The organism is Paenibacillus camerounensis, assembly GCF_000723885.1.
GTDB lineage: Bacteria > Bacillota > Bacilli > Paenibacillales > Paenibacillaceae > Paenibacillus_AQ > Paenibacillus_AQ camerounensis.
Map to the genome: position 1 here is coordinate 1 of NZ_CCDG010000060.1, position 21,185 is coordinate 21,185.

At 50.8% G+C, this 21,185-nt stretch carries 22 protein-coding genes; 21 read left to right on the plus strand and 1 reads right to left on the minus strand.

The genetic code is table 11. From position 1 onward, the window contains the following. The first annotated feature begins 438 nt into the window (after window positions 1-438). The 8 genes from BN3772_RS22005 to pssA all read left to right on the plus strand — a co-directional run bounded on the left by BN3772_RS22005 (window position 439) and on the right by pssA (window position 10,098). Entirely contained in the window at window positions 439-1,611 is a 1,173-nt protein-coding gene (locus tag BN3772_RS22005; RefSeq protein WP_042202293.1) for a GNAT family N-acetyltransferase, read from the plus strand. A gap of 377 nt (window positions 1,612-1,988) precedes the next feature. Beyond that, on the plus strand, window positions 1,989-2,450 hold the full coding sequence (locus tag BN3772_RS22010) for a CtsR family transcriptional regulator (RefSeq protein ID WP_042202294.1): 462 nt from the start codon (window positions 1,989-1,991) through the stop codon (window positions 2,448-2,450). Window positions 2,451-2,477: 27 nt separating this feature from the next. Beyond that, window positions 2,478-3,002 (plus strand): protein-arginine kinase activator protein McsA, encoded by a 525-nt coding sequence (gene mcsA, locus BN3772_RS22015; RefSeq protein WP_042181123.1) that lies wholly within the window; start codon window positions 2,478-2,480, stop codon window positions 3,000-3,002. Between the two features lie 28 nt (window positions 3,003-3,030). Then, window positions 3,031-4,095, plus strand: a complete 1,065-nt coding sequence (gene mcsB, locus BN3772_RS22020; protein WP_042202295.1) for a protein-arginine kinase McsB — start codon at window positions 3,031-3,033, stop codon at window positions 4,093-4,095. 36 nt (window positions 4,096-4,131) lie between these two features. Beyond that, complete coding sequence (clpC, locus tag BN3772_RS22025) at window positions 4,132-6,603, plus strand: ATP-dependent protease ATP-binding subunit ClpC (protein WP_042202297.1); 2,472 nt, start codon at window positions 4,132-4,134, stop codon at window positions 6,601-6,603. A 232-nt stretch (window positions 6,604-6,835) separates the two neighbouring features. Continuing rightward, entirely contained in the window at window positions 6,836-8,203 is a 1,368-nt protein-coding gene (gene radA / locus BN3772_RS22030; protein WP_039877431.1) for a DNA repair protein RadA, read from the plus strand. Window positions 8,204-8,219: 16 nt separating this feature from the next. Continuing rightward, the gene (gene disA, locus BN3772_RS22035; protein ID WP_042181117.1) at window positions 8,220-9,296 is read left to right on the plus strand and encodes a DNA integrity scanning diadenylate cyclase DisA; all 1,077 of its coding nucleotides are present in this window, start codon (window positions 8,220-8,222) and stop codon (window positions 9,294-9,296) included. 64 nt (window positions 9,297-9,360) lie between these two features. Then, the gene (pssA, locus tag BN3772_RS22040; protein ID WP_042181115.1) at window positions 9,361-10,098 is read left to right on the plus strand and encodes a CDP-diacylglycerol--serine O-phosphatidyltransferase; all 738 of its coding nucleotides are present in this window, start codon (window positions 9,361-9,363) and stop codon (window positions 10,096-10,098) included. A 105-nt stretch (window positions 10,099-10,203) separates the two neighbouring features. Here pssA and BN3772_RS22045 read toward each other — a convergent pair whose 3' ends face one another. Then, window positions 10,204-10,599: a nucleoside triphosphate pyrophosphohydrolase family protein gene (locus tag BN3772_RS22045; RefSeq protein WP_042202298.1), complete on the minus strand. Its 396-nt coding sequence runs from the start codon at window positions 10,597-10,599 to the stop codon at window positions 10,204-10,206. 210 nt (window positions 10,600-10,809) lie between these two features. Here BN3772_RS22045 and BN3772_RS22050 point away from each other — a divergent pair, with 210 nt between their 5' ends. The 13 genes from BN3772_RS22050 (at window position 10,810) to nusG (ending at window position 21,179) form a co-directional block, all read left to right on the plus strand. Then, entirely contained in the window at window positions 10,810-11,898 is a 1,089-nt protein-coding gene (locus BN3772_RS22050) for a PIN/TRAM domain-containing protein (protein WP_042202300.1), read from the plus strand. Between the two features lie 94 nt (window positions 11,899-11,992). Then, window positions 11,993-12,685 carry a 2-C-methyl-D-erythritol 4-phosphate cytidylyltransferase gene (ispD, locus tag BN3772_RS22055; protein ID WP_042202302.1) on the plus strand — a complete coding sequence of 231 codons (693 nt, stop codon included), beginning with the start codon at window positions 11,993-11,995 and terminating at the stop codon, window positions 12,683-12,685. A gap of 3 nt (window positions 12,686-12,688) precedes the next feature. After that, window positions 12,689-13,177: a 2-C-methyl-D-erythritol 2,4-cyclodiphosphate synthase gene (gene ispF / locus BN3772_RS22060; RefSeq protein ID WP_042202306.1), complete on the plus strand. Its 489-nt coding sequence runs from the start codon at window positions 12,689-12,691 to the stop codon at window positions 13,175-13,177. A gap of 51 nt (window positions 13,178-13,228) precedes the next feature. Next, complete coding sequence (gene gltX, locus BN3772_RS22065; RefSeq protein ID WP_042202308.1) at window positions 13,229-14,692, plus strand: glutamate--tRNA ligase; 1,464 nt, start codon at window positions 13,229-13,231, stop codon at window positions 14,690-14,692. Between the two features lie 494 nt (window positions 14,693-15,186). Continuing rightward, a complete protein-coding gene (gene cysE / locus BN3772_RS22070) occupies window positions 15,187-15,879 on the plus strand; it encodes a serine O-acetyltransferase (protein WP_042202310.1) in 693 nt (230 codons plus the stop codon). A gap of 54 nt (window positions 15,880-15,933) precedes the next feature. Beyond that, complete coding sequence (gene cysS / locus BN3772_RS22075; RefSeq protein ID WP_042202312.1) at window positions 15,934-17,340, plus strand: cysteine--tRNA ligase; 1,407 nt, start codon at window positions 15,934-15,936, stop codon at window positions 17,338-17,340. Next, window positions 17,337-17,774, plus strand: a complete 438-nt coding sequence (locus tag BN3772_RS22080; RefSeq protein ID WP_042202314.1) for a Mini-ribonuclease 3 — start codon at window positions 17,337-17,339, stop codon at window positions 17,772-17,774. Before cysS ends, BN3772_RS22080 begins: the two co-directional genes overlap by 4 nt. 34 nt (window positions 17,775-17,808) lie before the next feature. Next, window positions 17,809-18,570 carry a 23S rRNA (guanosine(2251)-2'-O)-methyltransferase RlmB gene (rlmB, locus tag BN3772_RS22085; RefSeq protein ID WP_042181099.1) on the plus strand — a complete coding sequence of 254 codons (762 nt, stop codon included), beginning with the start codon at window positions 17,809-17,811 and terminating at the stop codon, window positions 18,568-18,570. A gap of 2 nt (window positions 18,571-18,572) precedes the next feature. Beyond that, window positions 18,573-19,094 carry an NYN domain-containing protein gene (locus tag BN3772_RS22090; protein ID WP_042202317.1) on the plus strand — a complete coding sequence of 174 codons (522 nt, stop codon included), beginning with the start codon at window positions 18,573-18,575 and terminating at the stop codon, window positions 19,092-19,094. 157 nt (window positions 19,095-19,251) lie between these two features. After that, window positions 19,252-19,896, plus strand: a complete 645-nt coding sequence (gene sigH, locus BN3772_RS22095; protein ID WP_019908203.1) for an RNA polymerase sporulation sigma factor SigH — start codon at window positions 19,252-19,254, stop codon at window positions 19,894-19,896. Between the two features lie 366 nt (window positions 19,897-20,262). Further along, window positions 20,263-20,412, plus strand: a complete 150-nt coding sequence (rpmG, locus tag BN3772_RS22100) for a 50S ribosomal protein L33 (protein ID WP_074086515.1) — start codon at window positions 20,263-20,265, stop codon at window positions 20,410-20,412. Between the two features lie 20 nt (window positions 20,413-20,432). Further along, window positions 20,433-20,624, plus strand: a complete 192-nt coding sequence (secE, locus tag BN3772_RS22105) for a preprotein translocase subunit SecE (protein WP_039877418.1) — start codon at window positions 20,433-20,435, stop codon at window positions 20,622-20,624. A 21-nt stretch (window positions 20,625-20,645) separates the two neighbouring features. Continuing rightward, window positions 20,646-21,179: a transcription termination/antitermination protein NusG gene (gene nusG, locus BN3772_RS22110; RefSeq protein WP_020427084.1), complete on the plus strand. Its 534-nt coding sequence runs from the start codon at window positions 20,646-20,648 to the stop codon at window positions 21,177-21,179. Window positions 21,180-21,185: the final 6 nt, after the last annotated feature.

Genomic DNA, 21,185 nt, shown 5'->3' on the forward strand with positions numbered 1-21,185 from the left:
AGTAGGACGCTGCCAAGCACTTGAAGTCCACTGTTGAGTAATCGACAGTGGACTTTTTGCGTCCGGTAGAGGCTGTGGAAAAGCTGTGGATAATTCAGAAAATATCCGGAAAATTACACACATGTGGATAGCATTTTTTTATTGCTGATAGACTGCTATTTATGTGGATGGAAAGCATGTTTATGTGGACTAGTCAAGGAAAATCACTAGTAATGCACTGAAATTGTGGATAATTAGTGGAATATGTGGATAGCGTTTGCATAATCGGGGATAAGTATTTTGGGCCGGAGCGTTTTGCTCCGGTTTTTTACGTTGCTGTGTTTATTTTGTGGATAACTAATGGGGACGCACATGAAACCAAGCAAGATATTAGCATACTGCTAACGGGCTTGTTATACTCTCATTAAGCATAAAAATATGTTGGTGAGGTGAACTGAATTGGAACTAAGGCAGCTGAGTATGGAAGAATACGAGTCAAACCTAATCCTTTCTGAATATGCTTTTCAATACAAAGTGTCCGCCGGGGACCGGATAACCGGTAAAGAAAAGTTTAAGCCGGACAGTGTATGGGGCGTTTTTGAGGATAAAGAGCTGAAAGCGGGACTGACGCTGCTCCCCTTAGAGGTATATATTCAGGGAAAAGTCTATTCTATGGGCGGCATTGCCGGAGTAGCCACATGGCCGGAGAACCGCAGACAAGGGTATGTCGCTAGGCTTTTAAAGCATGTTTTGCAGGTGATGAATGAGAACGGCCAGTCACTGTCGATGCTGCATCCGTTTCTGATTCCCTTTTACCGCCGGTTTGGGTGGGAGGTATACTGCGAATTTAAAAAATACACAATTCCTGTTGGAAAATTTCCGGTGAAGACCGAAATAGAAGGCAATGTGCGGCGCGATGCTGAAGATGTGGACACGCTGGATCAGCTGTACGGCCGTTTTGCAGCCCGTTATAACGGAACCTTGAAGCGGAGTAAGGAATGGTGGAAGGAAACGGTTCTCCGTCAAGATATGCACCACGCTGTGTTCAGTTCAATTCAAGGCGAACCTGAAGGGTATGTGCTTTATAAACTGGAGAGCAGGGAGCTTGTTATCAACGAATTTGTTTTTTTGAATGAACAAGCGCGCCGTGGCCTCTGGACGTTCCTCGCCAATCACGATTCAATGGTCACAGGCGCTTCTCTAAGTATGGTGCCTGCTGATGATATGCTGCCGTTTCTGCTGCCGGACCCGCGGATTGCCCAGGAGAATTATCCTTATTTTATGGCACGGATTGTTAATGCTCAGACCTTTGTGGATTCATTTATGTTCAACGAACAGGCAGAAGCCCGGAAATTCACGCTGTACCTTACAGATGAGCATGCCCCATGGAACGACGGAAGCTGGGCGTGGACGGTGAACACAGATGGAACAGCATCGCTAGTCCGCTCTAATGCTGCAGAAGGGCAGCATGATCTGAACTGCAGCATTGGAACGCTTACCGTCCTGTTAATGGGATATAAACGTCCTCACGAATTAGCTAAATACGGGAGCCTGACGGGCAGTCCGGAAGCTCTGAAGCAGCTGGAAGCGGCGATCCCGCAGGCGGATACCGCATTGTTTGACTTCTTTTGATGAACCAAAAGCTCTGCCGCGGTGCGGGCAGCGGCAGAGCTTTATTATTACATAAGAAAAATCCTGGTGTAACAAGAATTAACCGAATACATTGGGCGGAATGAGTAAAAAATAGGAGTAACCCCTTGGCATTCAGTGAGAATGTGTTATAATATGAAAAAAGTCAAAGAAAGTCAAAGTCAACGAAATTCGTTGAAGCTTTTTTTTAATATCTTTAAGGCTGAAATGTCTGAAGCAGAGGATACGGACAGGAAGCATGTGCCAGAGCCGGTACAGGATTCGTACCTACCCTCTCGGGTTAATTTTCTTTAGAGGTTGCTAAGGACGGATGATCAGCAAAGCTGAATACTATTGCATTAAGCACTGGAGGATGAGTGATGCGTAATATCTCTGATATTATCGAACAATATCTGAAGAATATTTTGCATGAAAGTCCCGAAGGTACGGTGGAAATCCAGCGCAATGACCTGGCGGACCAGTTCTCATGCGTGCCGTCACAGATTAATTATGTCATCAGTACACGTTTTACCTTGGAGAAGGGTTATGTGGTGGAGAGCAAGCGCGGCGGCGGAGGCTATATCCGGATTCAGCGTTATGAGCTGCCCCAGAGTGTGGCGCTGTATGCCCATCTCAAATCTACAATCGGAAATGATATTGATCAGAATTCCGCAGAAGGGCTGATATATCAGCTTGAGGAAGCCCGTTTCCTAAGCAAACGTGAAGCGTGTCTCATGCGCGCCGCTGTTTCCCGGGAATGCCTGACGGTTAATCTGCCGTACCGGGATGAGATTCGTGCCAAGATTATGAAGGCGATGCTAATCTCTTTGTTGGGCAAATAATGGTCATCATAAGGGAGGGACTCCGCGATGCTGTGTCAGGAATGCGGCGTCAAACCGGCAACTCTTCATTTCACTAAGATTGTGAGCGGAGAGAAGACGGAATTTCATATTTGTGAAAGCTGTGCTCGTGAAAAAGGGGAGCTGATTCCCGGAACGGCAGGAGGCTTCTCGATTCACAGCCTGTTGTCCGGATTGCTTGATCTTGAGGGGGCAGGCAAGGAGAAGACAGCAGCGACCAAGAATGTGCAGGGTCTGCACTGCGAGAATTGCGGTATGACCTATTCGCAGTTCAGCAAGCTCGGCCGCTTCGGCTGCAGCTCCTGTTATAAATATTTTGACAGCACGCTGGACCCGCTTTTCAGAAGAGTGCACGGCAGCACCGCACATGTGGGTAAGCTGCCCAAACGTGCCGGTGCACAGATTATGTGTAAGCGTCAGGTTAATGAATTAAAGCAGGAACTGCAGGAGAGTATCATCCAGGAAGAATTCGAGACTGCAGCGCAGCTCCGGGACCAAATCCGCAAACTTGAAAAAGAAATGGCACAAGAGTAAAGTCTTTCATATATAGGGGGGATACGACATGTCAAGTCTCCGGTTTACCGAACAGGCGCTTAGCAACTGGATGCGCTGCGGCGGCAGCCACTCTGAAATTGTAATCAGCAGCCGTATGCGTATCGCCCGCAATCTGGAGCATCTGCCGTTTCCGCTGCTGGCTTCAGCAGAGCAGGCCGAGGAAGCGCTGGAACAGCTCGCACCTGTATTTCAGGGGGAAGCCGCTGAAGGCTTTGGCAGCTTCGAGCTGCTGCGGCTGGACGATCTTACAGAACTGGACAAGAAAGTGCTGGTGGAGAAGCATCTGATCAGCCCCAATCTGGCCAATGATTCCCGCGGAGGCGCAGTTATCCTGAATGAGGATGAATCGGTCAGCATTATGATTAATGAAGAAGACCACCTGCGTATCCAGTGTCTGTTCCCCGGCCTGCAGGTCAAGGAAGCCTGGGAAAGGGCTACAGCGATTGATGATATTTTTGAAGCCTCAGTCAATTATGCCTTTGATGACAGGAGGGGATATCTGACCAGCTGTCCTACTAATGTAGGCACGGGCCTAAGGGCTTCAGTGATGCTGCATCTGCCCGCGCTTGTCATGACTCACCAGATTAACCGGATTTTATCGGCTGTTAATCAGGTTGGGCTCACAGTAAGAGGAATTTACGGTGAAGGCAGCGAAGCAGTAGGTAACATCTTTCAGATATCCAATCAGATCACACTGGGGCAGACCGAAAGTGAGATTATTGAGAATCTTCACAGTGTAGTCACACAGATTATCGAGCATGAACGTAATGCCCGTGAACGGCTGCTTAGCGATTCAGCACTGCGGATTACCGACCGGATCAAACGCTCCTACGGTATTCTCGCCTATGCAGCTGTAATGGAGCTTAAGGAATCGGCGCAACGGCTCTCCGATCTGCGGCTGGGCGTAGACCTTGGCATTCTTGAAGGTCCCTCCATCTCCGTATTGAACGAGCTGAACGTTAAGACGCAGCCGGGATTCCTGCAAAAAATGTTCGGTGATGAGCTCTCGGCCACTGAACGCGATATGTACCGGGCAAAGCTGCTCCGGGAAACACTGGGAACACAACATTAATTATAGATATTTATTATCCGTGGAGGTGCAGGAGATATGATGTTTGGAAGATTTACGGAACGCGCACAAAAAGTGCTGGCGCTGGCGCAGGAAGAAGCTGTACGACTGGGACATAATAACATCGGTACAGAACATATTTTGCTCGGACTGATTCGTGAGGGAGACGGCATTGCCGCCAAGGCACTGATTGGACTGGGTCTGGGTCTGGAGAAAATTCAGGATGAAGTGGAAACGCTGATCGGCAGAGGACAGGAACAGCCTACCAACATCGCGTATACTCCACGTGCCAAAAAAGTAATTGAGCTGTCGATGGATGAAGCGCGCAAGCTGGGTCACACTTATGTCGGCACAGAGCATATCCTGCTTGGCCTGATCCGTGAAGGCGAAGGTGTCGCAGCCCGTGTACTTAACAATCTGGGAATCAGCCTTAATAAAGCCCGTCAGCAGGTACTGCAGCTTCTGGGCAGCAGCGAAGCTACTTCAAGCCACAGCGGAACGCCGGCAAATGTCAGCACACCTACGCTGGACGGCTTGGCCCGCGACTTGACAGCTTATGCTAAAGACGGCAACCTTGACCCTGTTATCGGCCGCAGTAAAGAAATCGAACGCGTAATTCAGGTGCTTAGCCGCCGGACCAAGAACAATCCGGTCCTGATAGGTGAACCTGGGGTAGGTAAAACAGCAATTGCTGAAGGCCTTGCGCAAAAAATTATAAACAATGAAATTCCGGAAACGCTGCGCGATAAACGCGTTATGACCCTGGATATGGGCTCTGTCGTAGCCGGAACTAAATACCGCGGTGAATTTGAAGACCGCCTCAAAAAAATCATGGATGAAATTCGTCAGGCCGGCAACATCGTGCTCTTCATCGATGAGCTGCATACTCTGATCGGAGCAGGCGGCGCGGAAGGTGCAATTGACGCCTCTAATATCCTGAAGCCGGCTCTGGCCCGTGGTGAACTGCAGTGCATCGGTGCAACGACCCTTGACGAATACCGCAAATATATTGAAAAAGACGCTGCCCTGGAACGCCGCTTCCAGCCGATCACGGTGGATCAGCCTTCTCCGGAGGAAGCCGTACAGATCCTCTACGGACTGCGTGACCGTTACGAAGCCCACCACCGTGTGAAAATTACGGATGAAGCGATTGTGGAGGCTGTGAAGCTGTCTGACCGCTATATCCCGGACCGCTTCCTGCCTGACAAAGCGATTGACCTGATTGACGAAGCCGGTTCCAAGGTAAGGCTGAACTCCTATACTATTCCGCCGAACCTGAAGGAACTGGAAATGCGTCTGGATGATATCCGCAAGGAAAAGGATTCGGCTGTACAGAGCCAGGAGTTTGAAAAGGCGGCTGCGCTGCGTGATACCGAGCAAAAGATCCGTGAAGAGCTCGATACAACCAAGAACCAGTGGAAAGAGAAGCAGGGCCGTACCGATTCCCAGGTTACACCTGAGGATATCGCACAGGTTGTAGCCAGCTGGACCGGTATTCCGGTCAGCAAGCTGAAGGAAGAGGAGACCGACCGTCTGCTCAACATGGAGGCTCTGCTGCATGAACGTGTAATCGGCCAGGATGAAGCTGTCAAGGCTGTCAGCCGCGCGCTGCGCCGGGCACGTGCAGGTCTTAAAGACCCTAAACGCCCAATGGGCTCATTCATCTTCCTCGGGCCAACCGGGGTCGGTAAAACGGAGCTGGCGCGTGCACTTGCCGAAGCGATGTTTGGTGATGAGAATGCCGTTATCCGCATCGACATGTCGGAATATATGGAGAAGCACTCCACATCCCGGCTTGTAGGGGCGCCTCCAGGATATGTCGGATATGAAGAGGGCGGACAGCTGACCGAGAAGGTTCGCCGCAAACCGTACTCCGTAGTATTGCTGGATGAAATCGAGAAGGCGCACCCTGAAGTATTTAACATTCTGCTGCAGGTGCTGGAAGACGGCCGCCTGACCGATTCCAAAGGCCGCGTAGTCGATTTCCGCAACACCTTGATCATTCTGACCTCTAACGTAGGGGCACAGGCAATCAAGAAAAATTCAACACTCGGCTTTACAGCTGTACAGGATGCCGGTGCAGACTACAGCAATATGAAGGGCAAGGTAATGGAAGAACTGAAGAAGAGCTTCCGCCCTGAATTCCTGAACCGTATCGACGAGATTATTGTCTTCCACTCCTTGGAAGAGAAGCATATCGCTGAAATCGTAACGCTTATGTCCGACGAGCTGCGTAAGCGGCTGCGGGAGTATGACGTGGACTTCGAGCTTACCGATGGCGGTAAAGCCTTCCTCGCCAAAGAAGGATATGATCCGGCGTTCGGTGCACGTCCTTTGCGCCGCGCTATCCAGAAGCATATTGAAGACCGCCTCTCCGAAGAGCTGCTGAAAGGCAACATCAAGAAAGGCGATTTGCTTAAGATTGATGAAGTGAACGGCGAGCTTGTAGTGACCACAGTGGTTGTACCTGCAGCCGCGCTGGAGCAAGAAGCCGAAGCAGACAATAAATAAGTAACGCTGAAACAAAGCTGCCGCTCCTCCGTATAGAGGAGCGGGGCTTTTTTTGTTGAACGGCTGTTTCTTTTCTTGCTCAAATGATTAAACTATCGCTGATTCAGGCAGGTTATAGATGCCAACCAAAACTAGAACCTAAGGAACCTTCCGTTCGGGGGACAGAAATGGTAAACTTTGAATAAGCGTAATTTATCCGCAATTTAAGTAACCTGGACCGTAAGGAGACCACATGGCAAAAGCAAAAACGAAATTCTTCTGTACCGACTGCGGCTACGAATCGCCAAAATGGTTCGGCAAATGCCCGGGCTGCCAGGCATGGAACACCATGGTGGAGGAAACAGAAAGCGTAGTCAAAACTCAAGGAATGAATGCACCTATTTTTCAGAGTAAAGAAAAGGCGCAATCGATCATAAATATAGAAAGTGACAAAGAACCGCGCATCCTGACAGGTATCGGTGAACTGAACCGTGTGCTTGGCGGAGGCATTGTACCCGGCTCTCTGGTGCTTGTCGGCGGAGATCCCGGAATCGGAAAGTCGACCCTCCTGCTGCAGACCTCGCACGCGCTGACTACACAGGGACTTCGTGTGCTATATATTTCGGGTGAGGAATCGGTACGCCAGACCAAGCTCCGTGCTGACCGCCTCGGAGCGTTGTCAGCAGAACTGTACGTGCTGTGCGAAACCAATATGGAGAGCATTGAAGAGGCCATTGAGCAGATTCAGCCCCAGTTCCTGGTCATCGACTCCATTCAGACAGTATTTATGCCTGAAGTAACGAGTGCGCCCGGCAGTGTCACACAGGTACGGGAATGTACAACACGGTTTATGCGCATTGCCAAAATCCGCGGAATTGCGACAGTGCTGGTTGGCCATGTTACCAAGGAGGGTGCTATTGCCGGCCCCCGGATGCTTGAGCATATGGTGGACTGTGTATTGTATTTTGAGGGGGAACGGCATCATACCTACCGGCTGCTGCGTGCGGTAAAGAACCGCTTTGGCTCTACGAATGAGATCGGGATTTTTGAGATGGGTGAGATTGGCCTTACGGAAGTGGAGAATCCTTCAGAGCTGTTCCTGTCAGAGCGGCCGCTGGGAGTCGCCGGTTCTGCCGTTGTGGCCAGCATGGAAGGAACCAGACCGGTGCTGGTTGAGCTTCAGGCACTGGTAGCTGCGACTCACTTCCCTTCACCCCGGCGGATGTGCACCGGGATGGACCATCAGCGGATGGCGCTTATTATTGCAGTTCTTGAGAAGCGGATGGGCATGTTCCTGCAGAATCAGGATGCTTACCTCAACGTTGCCGGAGGTGTAAAGCTGGATGAGCCGGCTATCGACCTGGCGGTTGCGGTCAGCATTGCCTCCAGCTTCCGTGATATATCTACCAAGCCCTACGATGTCTTCTTCGGCGAAGTCGGGCTCACAGGCGAGGTAAGAGGTGTCTCGCGTGCCGAAACGCGGGTCAAGGAGGCAGCTAAGCTGGGCTTCCGGAGGGTAATAATGCCAGAGAAGAGTATGAAGGGCTGGAAGCATCCGCAGGATATCCAGATTATTGGCGTCAGCACCGTAGCAGATGCACTAAAGGTCGCGTTAGATTAGGGGGCTAATAAGGAACATGAAAGAATATACTCAATTAGAAAATATGAACGATCTGCTGAGGATGGCAGCGCCGGGAACACCCTTCCGCGAAGGATTGGAGAATGTGCTGCGTGCCAAGACGGGGGCACTTATCGTAGTCGGTTACAGTCCTGAAGTGATGGAGGTTGTAGACGGAGGCTTCTCCATCAACTGCGATTTTTCGCCCAATTACTTGTATGAGCTGGCGAAGATGGACGGCGCCATTATTCTCAGCGAGGATCTTAAGCGGATTTTGTACGCAAATACCCAGCTGATTCCCGATCCGTCCATTCCTTCAATCGAGACAGGAATCCGCCACCGGACTGCAGAACGTGTTGCCAAGCAGACCGGTAAGCTGGTCGTATCCATTTCCCAGCGGCGGAATATCATTACGCTGTATCAGGGATCTATCCGGTATGCCCTCAAAGAAATCGGAGCCATCCTGGCTAAAGCCAACCAGGCTATTCAGACGCTTGAGAAATACAAAGCAGTACTGACCCAAGGGCTGACTAACCTTTCGGCATCAGAATATGAAGGGCTTGTGACTGTCGCTGAAGTTGTGGGTGTAATCCAGCGGGTGGAGATGGTGCTGCGGATCAAGATGGAAATCAAGCGTTACATCAATGAGCTGGGCAATGAAGGCCGCCTGATCAGCATGCAGATGGAAGAACTGGTGGGAAATACAGAGGAAGAAGCATGGCTCCTGTACAGAGACTATGCAAGAGAAGAGCAGGAGGACAAAATCCGTGAGATCATCGCAGGGCTCAAGCGCAGCAGTGATGATGAGCTGATGGATGACAATCATATCGCCCGTCTCCTGGGCTATTCTTCGACGGCAATCGCCTCAGAAGAAGCGGTTACACCGCGCGGCTACCGTCTGCTGAACAAAATCCCGCGTCTGCCTAATGTTATTATCCATAACCTGGTAGAACGCTTTGAAATGCTGCCTAATCTGATGACGGCCAGCATTGCAGAGCTTGATGAAGTTGACGGAATCGGAGAAGTGCGGGCACGCAATATTCAAGACGGCCTCAAACGTCTGCAGAAGCAAGTTCTTATTGACAGGCAAATGTAAATAACATACAATCACGTAATATTGAAGACTGTAAGGTTCAAAGTAAGCAAACAGAGGTGAAGAAATGATACAAAAATCAATTCCGAGTATTTTTACCATTGGTAATCTGATGCTTGGAATGTTTGGTATCATGATGGCGTTAGACGGCAAGCTCAGCATGGCCGCTATCATGGTGATTATCGCTATGCTTTTAGACGGACTGGACGGCCGGGTCGCTCGTGCGCTTAAATGTGAAAGTGAATTTGGCAAGGAGCTTGATTCTTTATCCGATGTTGTCTCCTTCGGGGTAGCACCGGCGCTGATTATGTATATCACCAGCCTGCAGGATTTGAACTCCGCACTGGGCTGGACGGTCACCGCAATCTTCCCGGTATTCGGGGCGCTGCGGCTGGCACGCTTTAATGTCCGTCCGGGAATTCCCGGATATTTTATCGGATTGCCGATTCCTGCAGCAGGTGGCGTGTTAGCCACACTGGCTCTTTTTCATAAAGATGTCTCTGCTCCGTTCATGATTGTTGCTACCTTGCTCTTATCCTATCTCATGGTCAGTACTGTTAAATATCCTAACTTCAAGAAAGTCGGCCTGCCCAAAAAAGCGGTGCTGATCGCACCAGTAGTCATTGTTGTGGCAGTAGCCGTGGCTGTGATTTTCCCGGAGCAGATTGCCAAAATGATCTTTGCACTGCTGGCGCTATATGCGCTCTATGGCTTCAAGCACAATATTGCCCGGCTGACGGCACGCCGCCGCCACCGCCGCAGAAGACGTTCGGAAGACAAAGTGTATCAATCCAAGAACGGCTAACCGGACTTTTTCCATGATCATACATTCCCAAAAAGGCTTTGCCCTCACTGATTCCAGTGAACGGCAAAGCCTTTGCTGTTGATAAGCCGGAAGCATGACGAAAGGTCAGGATAAATTAAACAGTCCAAGTGTGGCGCATTTCTGTGATTCCTTGGCGACCACCTCGTCCATATTGATGTCAAGCAGATTGCAGAGGGCAGACATATAGAACAGCTCGCGCCCCAGCTCAGAGGCTACCACCTCACGGCAGTTCTCGCACAGCCCACCTTCCAGATGAGTGCCTGCCAGTTCTTTGGCCTGCTCAAGCCCAAGCGACGGTTCGAATACCTGTTTGGTGGCATGCAGCTGGATACAGCCGCACTCCGTAATGGCCTTGACTACAGCACGGTTGACGGAAGCGCTGCTCTGGCCGTTTTTGGACATGACATCCAGCAGACTACGGTGACGGAGCAGCAGTTCGGAGACTTGATCCTGAAAGGCCTGTAAACTTGGTGCGCTCATTTTCCATTCACCCCTGGGTTCTTGATTGAGTTCATTATATGCCAGTACCCCCTTGTTTTCAACGGGAATAAGAGTTCCTGACAACCATGACATTACCTGTAACTTTTTTCTGCATAAAATAAGCGTACCTGCGATTACCGTCCCGGAAATTGGAACATACTGGTGAGGAATACATCATTTCAGGATGAATAAAAGGAGGTGCGTAGGGTTATGTGGAAAAAAATTGTTTTGACGCTTGCCGGGCTGCTTGGAGCCTGGTCCGGTTATTCGCTATACCATACGGCAGAAAGAGGATTCCCGCAGGGGATGGATAAGCTGGCGATGGGTCTGCCTGTGGAAGGAAGCATTTTGTTTACGGTGCTGGGTGCCATTATTTTTTTGATTGCGGGGACTTTATGCGCGGAATGGGGAGGTTCAAAGCTTCGTGAGGCGGTAGTGTACTGTTCGCGTATACCGATGAGTGAGATGGCCGCCGGCGCCGCTGGTCTGACCGGAGGGCTGCTGCTGTCTTTGCTGCTGTATCCGGCGATGGACTGGCTTGGTAAAGCGGGGGACTTGCTGCAGGTAGGGGTTACGCTGGCGCTGGGTTATATGGGGCTGCGAATCGGACTGGAGAAAAAAGAAGAGCTTGGCTCGCTATGGGCAACCGGACGCTGGGGGCAGCAGGATGAGCCGGAAGGGCGCGGTCCCCAGGAGCATAAAATTCTGGATACCAGCGTCATCATTGACGGACGGATCGCAGATATTTGCAAAACGGGCTTTATTGAAGGGACGATTGTCATTCCGGAATTCGTGCTTGAGGAGCTGCAGCATATTGCCGATTCTTCTGACCTGCTGAAGCGTAACCGCGGGCGGCGCGGGCTTGATATCCTCAATAAAATCCAGAAAGAGCTGGATGTGAAGGTGCTTATCTATGAGGGTGATTTTGAAGAAATCTCCGAGGTGGACAGCAAGCTGGTTAAGCTCGCTAAAGTGCTGCGAGGCAAGGTGGTCACGAATGATTTCAACCTGAATAAGGTTTGTGAGCTGCAGGGTGTCTCGGTGCTTAATATTAATGATCTGGCCAACGCGGTCAAGCCGGTCGTACTTCCGGGTGAGGAGATTATCGTGCAGGTAATCAAGGATGGCAAGGAGCATGGCCAGGGGGTGGCTTATCTGGACGACGGCACCATGATTGTCGTTGAAGGCGGGCGCGAATATATTGGTACAACGATGGAAGTGCTGGTGACTAGCGTGCTGCAGACTTCTGCCGGCAGAATGATATTCGCCAAACCGAAGCTGCTGGAAAAGGCGCAATAAGCGTCAAAAGGGAATCCTGTAAGCCTTATGGGTTGGAAATGCCCGCCAAACACGTTATGATGAGGATATACGTGAAGGACAGGAGCCTAAGAACATGTCAAACAGTGTAGGCGCCGTGATTGTGGCGGCAGGCAGAGGGACAAGAATGGGAACCGCAGAGAGCAAGCAGTATCTGCTCCTGCAGGATAAACCGGTTATCGTTCATACGCTTGAGGTGTTCCAGCAGCATGAGCTTATCTCTGAGATCGTGCTGGTAACCGGAGAAGCGGATATCGTCCGCTGCCGGGAATGGGTACAGGCCTATAGGCTGGATAAAGTAAAGGCTGTCATTGCCGGTGGGACGGAGCGGCAGCATTCCGTGTACAAAGGTCTGCAGGCGCTAGAGACAGAATGGGTTATGGTTCATGATGGTGTCCGTCCGTTTGTGCAGGCTGCAGAGATCAGTGCCTGTTACCGGATAGCTGTCCAGTCCGGGGCGTCAGTGCTGGCTGTGCCGGTTAAAGATACAATTAAGCAGGTGAACGGTGCGGGTCAAGTAGTGTCCACACCTGACCGGCGAAGTCTGTGGGCGATTCAGACCCCGCAGACTTTTCGTCTGTCTGAGCTGATGGCCTCCTATGAAGCAGCGGAGCGCGACGGATTTATCGGTACAGATGATTCCAGTCTGGCAGAGCGCAGCGGGATCACGGTCTCTGTGGTGGAAGGGAGCTACAGTAATATCAAGCTGACGACACCGGAGGATCTGGATTTTGCTGAATTCACACAAAGAAGCAGGGGAGAGGGTTAACAGATGATAGCGGTAGGACAGGGCTTTGATGTACACCAGCTGGTGGAGGGGAGACCGTGCATTATCGGCGGGGTTACAATTCCTTATGAAAAGGGGCTGCTGGGCCACTCCGATGCGGATGTGCTGCTGCATGCAGTCAGCGATGCTATTCTTGGGGCTTTGGGGCTTGGCGATATCGGCCGGCATTTTCCCGATACTGATCCCGCATTCAAGGATGCGGACAGCCTGAAGCTGCTTGAGCATGTATGGAGTCTTGCCCGCGAGCGCGGTTATAAGCTTGGCAACATTGATTCCACTATTATTGCACAGAAGCCGAAGATGGCTCCTTATATCCCGCAGATGAGCGAGATTATTGCCAAAGCGCTGGGTGCTGAGGTCTCCAAGGTTAATGTAAAAGCAACAACGACAGAACAGCTCGGCTTTGCCGGACGCGGTGAGGGGATTGCGGCACAATCTATTGTCTGCCTGCTCCAAGATGTGATATCATCTTGAGATGGCTGTATACGGCCTAATTTTAACCATTTTGAAGCGGAGGGATTTACAGTGGCGGATCAAGTCCGGGTGCGTTATGCACCGAGCCCTACGGGACATTTACATATCGGAAATGCCAGAACGGCATTGTTTAACTATTTGTTTGCCCGTAATCTGGGAGGCAAATTTATTATCCGGATCGAAGATACAGACGTAAAGCGCAATGTTGCCGGCGGTGAAGAAAGCCAGCTGAAATATTTGAAGTGGCTGGGCATTAACTGGGATGAGAGCGTCGATGTAGGCGGAGAATACGGACCGTACCGCCAGACGGAACGTCTGGATCTGTACCGCGTATACTGGCAGGATCTGATTGACCGCGGCCTTGCTTACCGCTGCTACTGTACGGAAGAAGAGCTGGAAGCAGAACGCGAAGAACAGACCGCACGAGGTGAAACGCCGCGTTATTCCGGCAAACACCGCAATTTGACTGAAGAGCAGCGCCTTGCCTTCGAGGCAGAGGGACGTGTAGCCAGCATCCGTTTTCTGGTGCCGGAAGACCGCACGTATACCTTTGATGATATCGTCAAGGGCAGCATTTCTTTCACTACGAAGGAAATGGGTGACTTTGTTATCGTGAAGAAGGACGGAATTCCGACCTATAACTTCGCCGTTGCCGTTGATGATCATCTGATGGAAATCTCCCATGTTCTGCGCGGGGAAGACCACATCTCCAATACGCCCCGCCAGCTGATGATTTATGAAGCGCTGGGCTGGGAAGCTCCGCTGTTCGGCCATATGACGCTGATCGTAGGCGATGACCACAAGAAGCTGAGCAAGCGCAACGAATCCATTATTCAATTTATTGAGCAGTATGACCAGCTTGGCTACCTGCCTGAGGCACTGTTCAATTACATCTCTCTGCTCGGCTGGTCGCCGGAAGGGGAAGAGGAGATTTTCAGCCAGGAACAGCTGATCTCTATCTTTACAGCGGACCGTCTGTCCAAGAGTCCGGCAGTGTTCGACAAGAACAAGCTGGCGCATCTCAACAATCATTATATCAAGCATGCAGATCCGCAGCGGATCGCACGCCTTGCCATTCCGCATCTTCAAAAAGCAGGCCGGCTGCCTGCAGAGCTTAATGAAGAGCAGCAGACATGGGCAGAAAGCCTTGTAGCGCTATATCAGGAGCAGATGACTGCTGCATCGGACATCGTTGCGCTGTCTGAGCTGTTCTTCCGCAGCCACCTGGAGCTGGAGACTGAAGCCGCACAGGTGCTTGCTGAAGCGCAGGTTCCGGAGGTGCTGTCCGCGTTCCTGGCCAAGGTAGAGAGCACCGGGGAATTTACCGCTGCGAATATGGCAGTGCTGATTAAGGAAGTGCAGAAAGAAACAGGCCATAAGGGGAAAGGGCTGTTTATGCCGATTCGAGTCGCATTGACCGGCCAGACCCACGGCCGTGATCTGAATGTGACCATTGCCCTTCTGGGACGCGGCCGGGTTATTGAACGGCTGAAGTCACAGATTAAAGGGGCTTAGGCTGTATTAAGCAGCGTATAACCCTTGTCAGTCCAGGTTCTTTTCGCTAAGATAGAAACATATTGTAACAGCTGTGATCAGGAAAAGTATGCGTATAGGGACAATTACCAGAGAGAATAACCGCGGAGGAGAGGTTCACTCCGTGGCTGGGAGTTATTCACTTGTCTTCCGCAGAATATGCGCCTGTGAGCTGTGCGGCTGAGCGGTTCCGTTAAGGAGCGTTAGGCTGTACCGGGAACGTTGCCGTTATTAACGCAAGAGGGATCAGAGGAAGCTGCGGTTAGAAATGGCCGGAGCAATGAAGTATGATCCAAGCAGAGTGGAACCGCGGTTAAACGCCTCTGCAGCTTTGAGCTGCAGAGGCGTTTTTTGTCGAGAGATGCCGGATAAAGACTGCCTGTGCCGCTGCTATATTCAGCAAGGGTGCTTGATAATACCTTCGCCCGGCGCACCTGTTAACAGGAGGCGGCGAAGCCAAGAAGAGGGGAAACGTGATGTTTAAGCATATAAAGTCGGATATCCGGGCAGTATTCGACAACGATCCCGCGGCGCGGAGCAAATTCGAGGTTGTTTTTACTTATGCCGGACTTCACGCGATATGGGCTCACAGAATAGCCCACTCCTTTTACACACGCCGGTGGTTTACACTGGCCCGGATTGTTTCGCAGATCAGCAGATTTATGACCGGTGTTGAGATTCATCCCGGCGCGCGGATCGGCAACCGGCTGTTCATTGACCACGGGATGGGTATTGTCATCGGTGAAACCTGTGAGATCGGTGATGATGTTATCATCTATCAGGGAGTGACTCTTGGCGGTACAGGGAAGGAAAAAGGCAAGCGCCATCCGACGGTAGGCAACAATGTTGTTATTGGTTCCGGGGCAAAAGTACTGGGATCGTTCCGGATCGGCGATAATTCCAATATAGGCTCCAATGCGGTCGTGCTGAGGGAAGTGCCCAACAACAGTACAGTGGTCGGCAACCCGGGGCGTGTAGTCAAACGTAACGGTGAACGGGTGACCGACCGGCTGGATCATACCAAAATGCCCGATCCGCTTATCGATTCCCTGCGGTTTTTGCAGAAGGAAATTGAGGAGCTTCGTGAGCAGATGGGTAATGAGGATAAACAAAAGGCGGAGCAGCGGAGGCTGGAAAGCCAGCAGTATATCGGAGATTATGAAATTTAAAGCTTACCGGTATTCAAATGAATCCGGGGACAACAGAAAGGATTGGGAACAGAAATGGCTTTGCAAATCTACAACACTATGACGCGTGCTAAAGAGGTCTTTGTGCCGCAGGAGCCGGGTAAGGTCAAAATGTACGTATGCGGACCTACGGTTTACGGTTATATGCATATCGGAAATGCCAGACCTGTTATTGTATTTGATATGGTCCGCAACTATCTGGAGGCACTCGGCAATGAAGTCCGTTATTTGACCAATTTCACCGATGTGGATGACAAAATGATCCGCAAAGCGGAAGAGATGAACATCACCGTAGCTGAGGTTGCGGACATGTTTATCGCTGCCTATCAGGAGGATCTGACCGGACTCGGCGTGAAGCCGGCAACGATGAATCCGCGTGTTACGGAGAGTATGGACAAGATTATTGAGTTCATTAAGGAGCTTGAAGAGAAGGGCTACGCCTATGAGAACGGCGGCGATGTATATTACCGTACCGGTAAGTTTGCTGATTACGGCAAGCTGTCCCGCCAGAACCTGGAGGAACTGCGCTTTGGTATCCGTGTCGAGGTAGATCCCCGCAAGGAAAACCAGGAGGATTTCGTGCTTTGGAAGGCAGCCAAGCCAGGTGAAGTGCATTGGGCCAGTCCGTGGGGAGAGGGACGGCCCGGCTGGCATATTGAATGCTCGGCAATGGTCCGCGAATATCTTGGCAAGACTATCGACATTCATGGCGGCGGAGAGGATTTGAAGTTTCCGCACCATGAATGCGAGTGCGCGCAGACAGAAGCACTAACGGGCGCGCCGCTGTCGAATTATTGGATGCACAATGCATTCTTGAATATCGGTGACGAGAAAATGTCGAAATCTCTTGGGAACGGCTTGCTGGTGAAGGATATCCGTGCGCGCTTTAAGGCGGGGACTATCCGTTATTTCATGCTCTCCAGCCATTACCGCAATCAGCTCAATTTCACGGAGGAAGCGCTGCTGTCCGCCGAGAAGAGCGTGGAACGGATTACCCTTGCCGAAAGTAATGTGAAGCACCGTCTCGAACTGGCTCCTGAAGGGGCGGACGGAGAAGTGAGTGCAGCTGTTTCTGAGCGGCTGGCTGCTGTTATTGGCAGCTACCATGCCAGAATGCAGGATGACTTCAATACGCCGGATGCTATCACTGCTGTATTCGACTGGGTAAGCCTGGCGAACCAGACGCTGGCCAGGGAAGACGCGGCGGCTGCTGATTTTGCGGCGCTGCTGAAGACTTTTGGCGAAATGAATGCTGTACTCGGCCTGGCACCTGAGATTGAAGCTGAGGCTGCAACGGAAGAAATTGAGCGCCTGATTGCTGAACGGGCAGAAGCCCGCAAGAACAAGAACTGGGGCCGTTCCGATGAGATCCGTGATGAGCTGAATAGTCTCGGTATCCTGCTGGAGGATACTCCGCAGGGGATGCGGTGGCGGCGCAAATGAGCGGCGGATTTAACTTAGACGAGGCTTGGTTCCCGTATGTACCATCGAAGCCGGCAAGGCTGCTTTCGCCGATTGTACTGGCTTATGCCGGTGATGCCATTTATGAAGTGGCGGTACGGCAGTATCTGATTTCACTGCCGAATCTGCGGCCGAATCATTTGCACCGCACGGCCACCGGCCTCGTATCTGCCAAGGCGCAGAGTACGATTCTTGCCTATCTGGAACCGCAGCTGACTGATGAAGAAAAGGATGTGGCCCGTCAGGGGCGTAATGCCAAGTCGGGAACCATTCCCAAGAATGCTGATGTCCTGGAATACCGCCATGCAACAGCATTTGAATGCCTGATCGGACATCTGTATTACACAGGGCAGCAGAAGAGAATTCAGGAGCTGGTCCACAGCAGTATCGAGTATATGATGAACCGGTCCAAGTGAGGCCGTGTACAGCTATAGAACAGGAGGCAACAACATGGAAGAACTTAGGACGGAAGAGGAAATACTGGCAGGTAAGCATTCGGTGCTTGAAGCGTTGCGTGCCGGCCGTACATTGAACAAAATCTGGATCGCCGAAACGGCACAGAAGCATTTGACCGCGCCGATTATCGCTGAAGCGCGCAAGGCGGGTATTGTAATTCAGCATGTAGACAAACGGAAGCTAGATCAGCTTGCACCGGGAGTGCAGCATCAGGGGGTAGTGGCACAGGCGGCACCTTTTGCTTATACCGAAGTGTCAGATATTCTTGCTGCGGCTGAAGCTAAAGGGGAGCCTCCGTTTCTCATTCTGCTGGATGAAATTGAGGACCCTCATAATCTGGGCTCCATTCTGCGTACTGCAGACTGTACCGGAGTACACGGCGTAATTGTTCCAAAGCGCCGGTCTGCACAGATTACTGCCACAGTCTCTAAAACCTCGGCAGGTGCGGTAGAGTATGTTCCGGTTGCACGGGTCACTAATCTCGGGCAGACTATAGACCGGCTCAAAGAGCTTGGCGTCTGGGTAGTGGGTACAGATGTTGCTACTGATCAGAATCTGTATGAATCAGACATTTTTACAGGACCGGTAGCTGTTGTAATCGGCAATGAGAATAAAGGCATGGGCCGGCTGATCCGTGAAAAATGCGATGTGCTGCTCAAGCTCCCGATGGCCGGCAAGATCAACTCCCTGAATGCATCGGTTGCCGCCGGGGTTATTATGTATGAGGTGCTGCGCCGCCGGCATCAGCAGGGATAGCTATGGCTGACTGGCGCGATGTGCTTCTGGTGGATGGTTATAACATGATAGGCGGCTGGCCGGAACTTGCGGCTCTTTCGCTGACAGGCATGCAGGAAGCGCGTGACCGGCTCCTGGATATGCTGGCTGATTATCAGGCATTCACCGGACGGCGCGTTATCGCCGTGTTCGATGCTTACCGTGTCCCGGGACTCGGGAGGTCTTTTGTGCAGGGGAAGGTTCAGGTGGTCTTCACCAAAGAGAAGGAGACAGCGGACGAATGCATCGAGCGGCTGGTCGGCGAGTTCAGCCACCGGCGCCGGCAGATCTATGTGGCGACAAGCGATTATGTGGAGCAGCATGTCATTTTTGCCCAAGGGGCACTGCGCGTCTCCGCCCGGGAGCTGAAGGTGGAGATTGAAGAAAATCAAAAGCTTGTCAAAAAAGCGATAGAACCCGAACGAATCATCTCCAGGCGCCACTCGCTTGAAGATAAGCTTCCGCCGGATACGCGTAAACGCCTTGAAGACTGGCGCCGGCAGTGAATTGGCAGAACATAAAAGCGCCGAAATTCCATAAATTGTTATAGGTGATTGTTTCTGGACAATATCTGGTTGACGTTGTAAGGTAACATAATATATACTGTTCCTATATTTTAGCGAAGTAACGATGTGTCTTGCGTTGCAGCCGGGGGGATTCTTGGTGAGTGTCGACCTCAAGGAAATAATGCTGTCCGAGTATGATTTCATAAGTGATGAAGAAATTGTCGAGATCTTCCGTGGTGGCGACAGTGGCGCATTGGAACACTTAATTAACAAGTACCGTAATTTCGTACGCGCTAAGGCCCGTTCCTATTTTTTAATCGGTGCTGACCGGGAAGATATTGTACAGGAAGGCATGATTGGCCTGTATAAGGCAATTCGTGACTTCAAAGGTGACAAACTCTCTTCATTCAAGGCGTTTGCCGAGCTTTGCATCACCCGCCAGATTATAACCGCGATCAAGACGGCTACCCGCCAGAAGCATATCCCGCTCAACTCCTACGTGTCCTTGGACAAGCCCATCTATGATGAGGACTCAGACAGGACATTGATGGATGTGATCTGCGGTACCCAGGTGCTTGACCCGGAAGAACTGATTATCAACCAGGAGGAATTCATCGGACTGGAAGATAAGATGGCAGAGATTCTCAGTGATCTTGAGCGTAAGGTGCTGATGCTCTACCTGGACGGACGATCCTATCAGGAGATTGCAGAGGACCTGAAGCGGCATGTGAAGTCGATTGACAACGCATTGCAGCGGGTCAAACGCAAGCTGGAAAGATATCTGGAAGTGCGTGACAATTAATGATATAATGTTAATGAAAGGCTCGGACATCGAGTCTTTTTTTAGTGTTTTGATAGCTTCTGTATTATCAATTGACGGAAATTTGGACGCTAACGGTTACAACAGGTTTACGTACAGTCGGAATGCTCCATAATGTATAGGGAATCACAGCGTTCAGCGTGAAAAAAGGCAGAACGAGGATAACATGCGGCGCACGACTACAAACCCGGATTTACCCAGCGCGATAGGGCAATTCTTTCGTTGACACAGACGTTGACATTATGCTAAAGTGTTTTAGGTAGGCCTAAATTCGCGGGTTTTTTTTAGGATCAATATTTGCGTCTTCTAATTTAACAGTTAGAAGTACGTCTTCGGGAGGTGCACATCATGCGGGTAATTATCACTTTGGCTTGTACAAGTTGCAAACAAAGAAACTATGCGACAACTAAAAACAAGCGAAATCACCCCGACCGCTTGGAGATGAAGAAATTTTGCAAGTTCTGTAACGAGCAAACTCCTCATCGCGAAACCAGATAGTCTTTGGAGGTGTAGTCGGCGTGAAACGTAGTTTCAAGTCTCTGTTTTCCTTTTTCACTGAGAGCTGGAGTGAACTCAAAAAAGTTCGCTGGCCTAGCCGTAAAGAGCTGAAAAACTATACAATGATCGTTCTCGGTACTATTGTAGTTGTGGCTGTTTACTTCTGGGTTCTGGACATCATTATTTCCGCTGCAATTGAAGCGATTATTTAGAGAGGTCCAAGGTGGCTTGGTATGGAAAAAAGATGGTATGTTGTTCATACCTATTCCGGGTATGAGAATAAGGTTAAGGCCAATTTGGAAAAACGCGTTGAGTCCATGGGCATGGAAGACAAAATATTCCGCGTTCTTGTTCCTATGGAAGAGGAATTGGTAAACAAAGACGGCAAGAAAAAAACCGTTATGCGTAAAGTTTACCCCGGTTATGTTTTGGTTGAAATGGTTCAGACTGATGATTCATGGTATGTTGTCCGCAATACGCCGGGCGTTACCGGATTTGTCGGTTCGACAGGTTCCGGATCCAAGCCTACCGCTTTGCTTCCGGAAGAGGTTGAACAAATTCTGAAGCATATGGGCATGGTTGAACCTAAAGCGAAGATTGATTTCGAAATTAAGGAATCCGTACGTATTATGGTTGGGCCTTTTGCGAATTTCGTGGGCTCCGTGGAAGAAATTTTGGCCGACAAGAGCAAGATCAAGGTGCATGTCAACATGTTTGGACGGGAAACCCCGCTGGAGTTGGATTTCACTCAAGTGGAGAAAATATAACAGTGT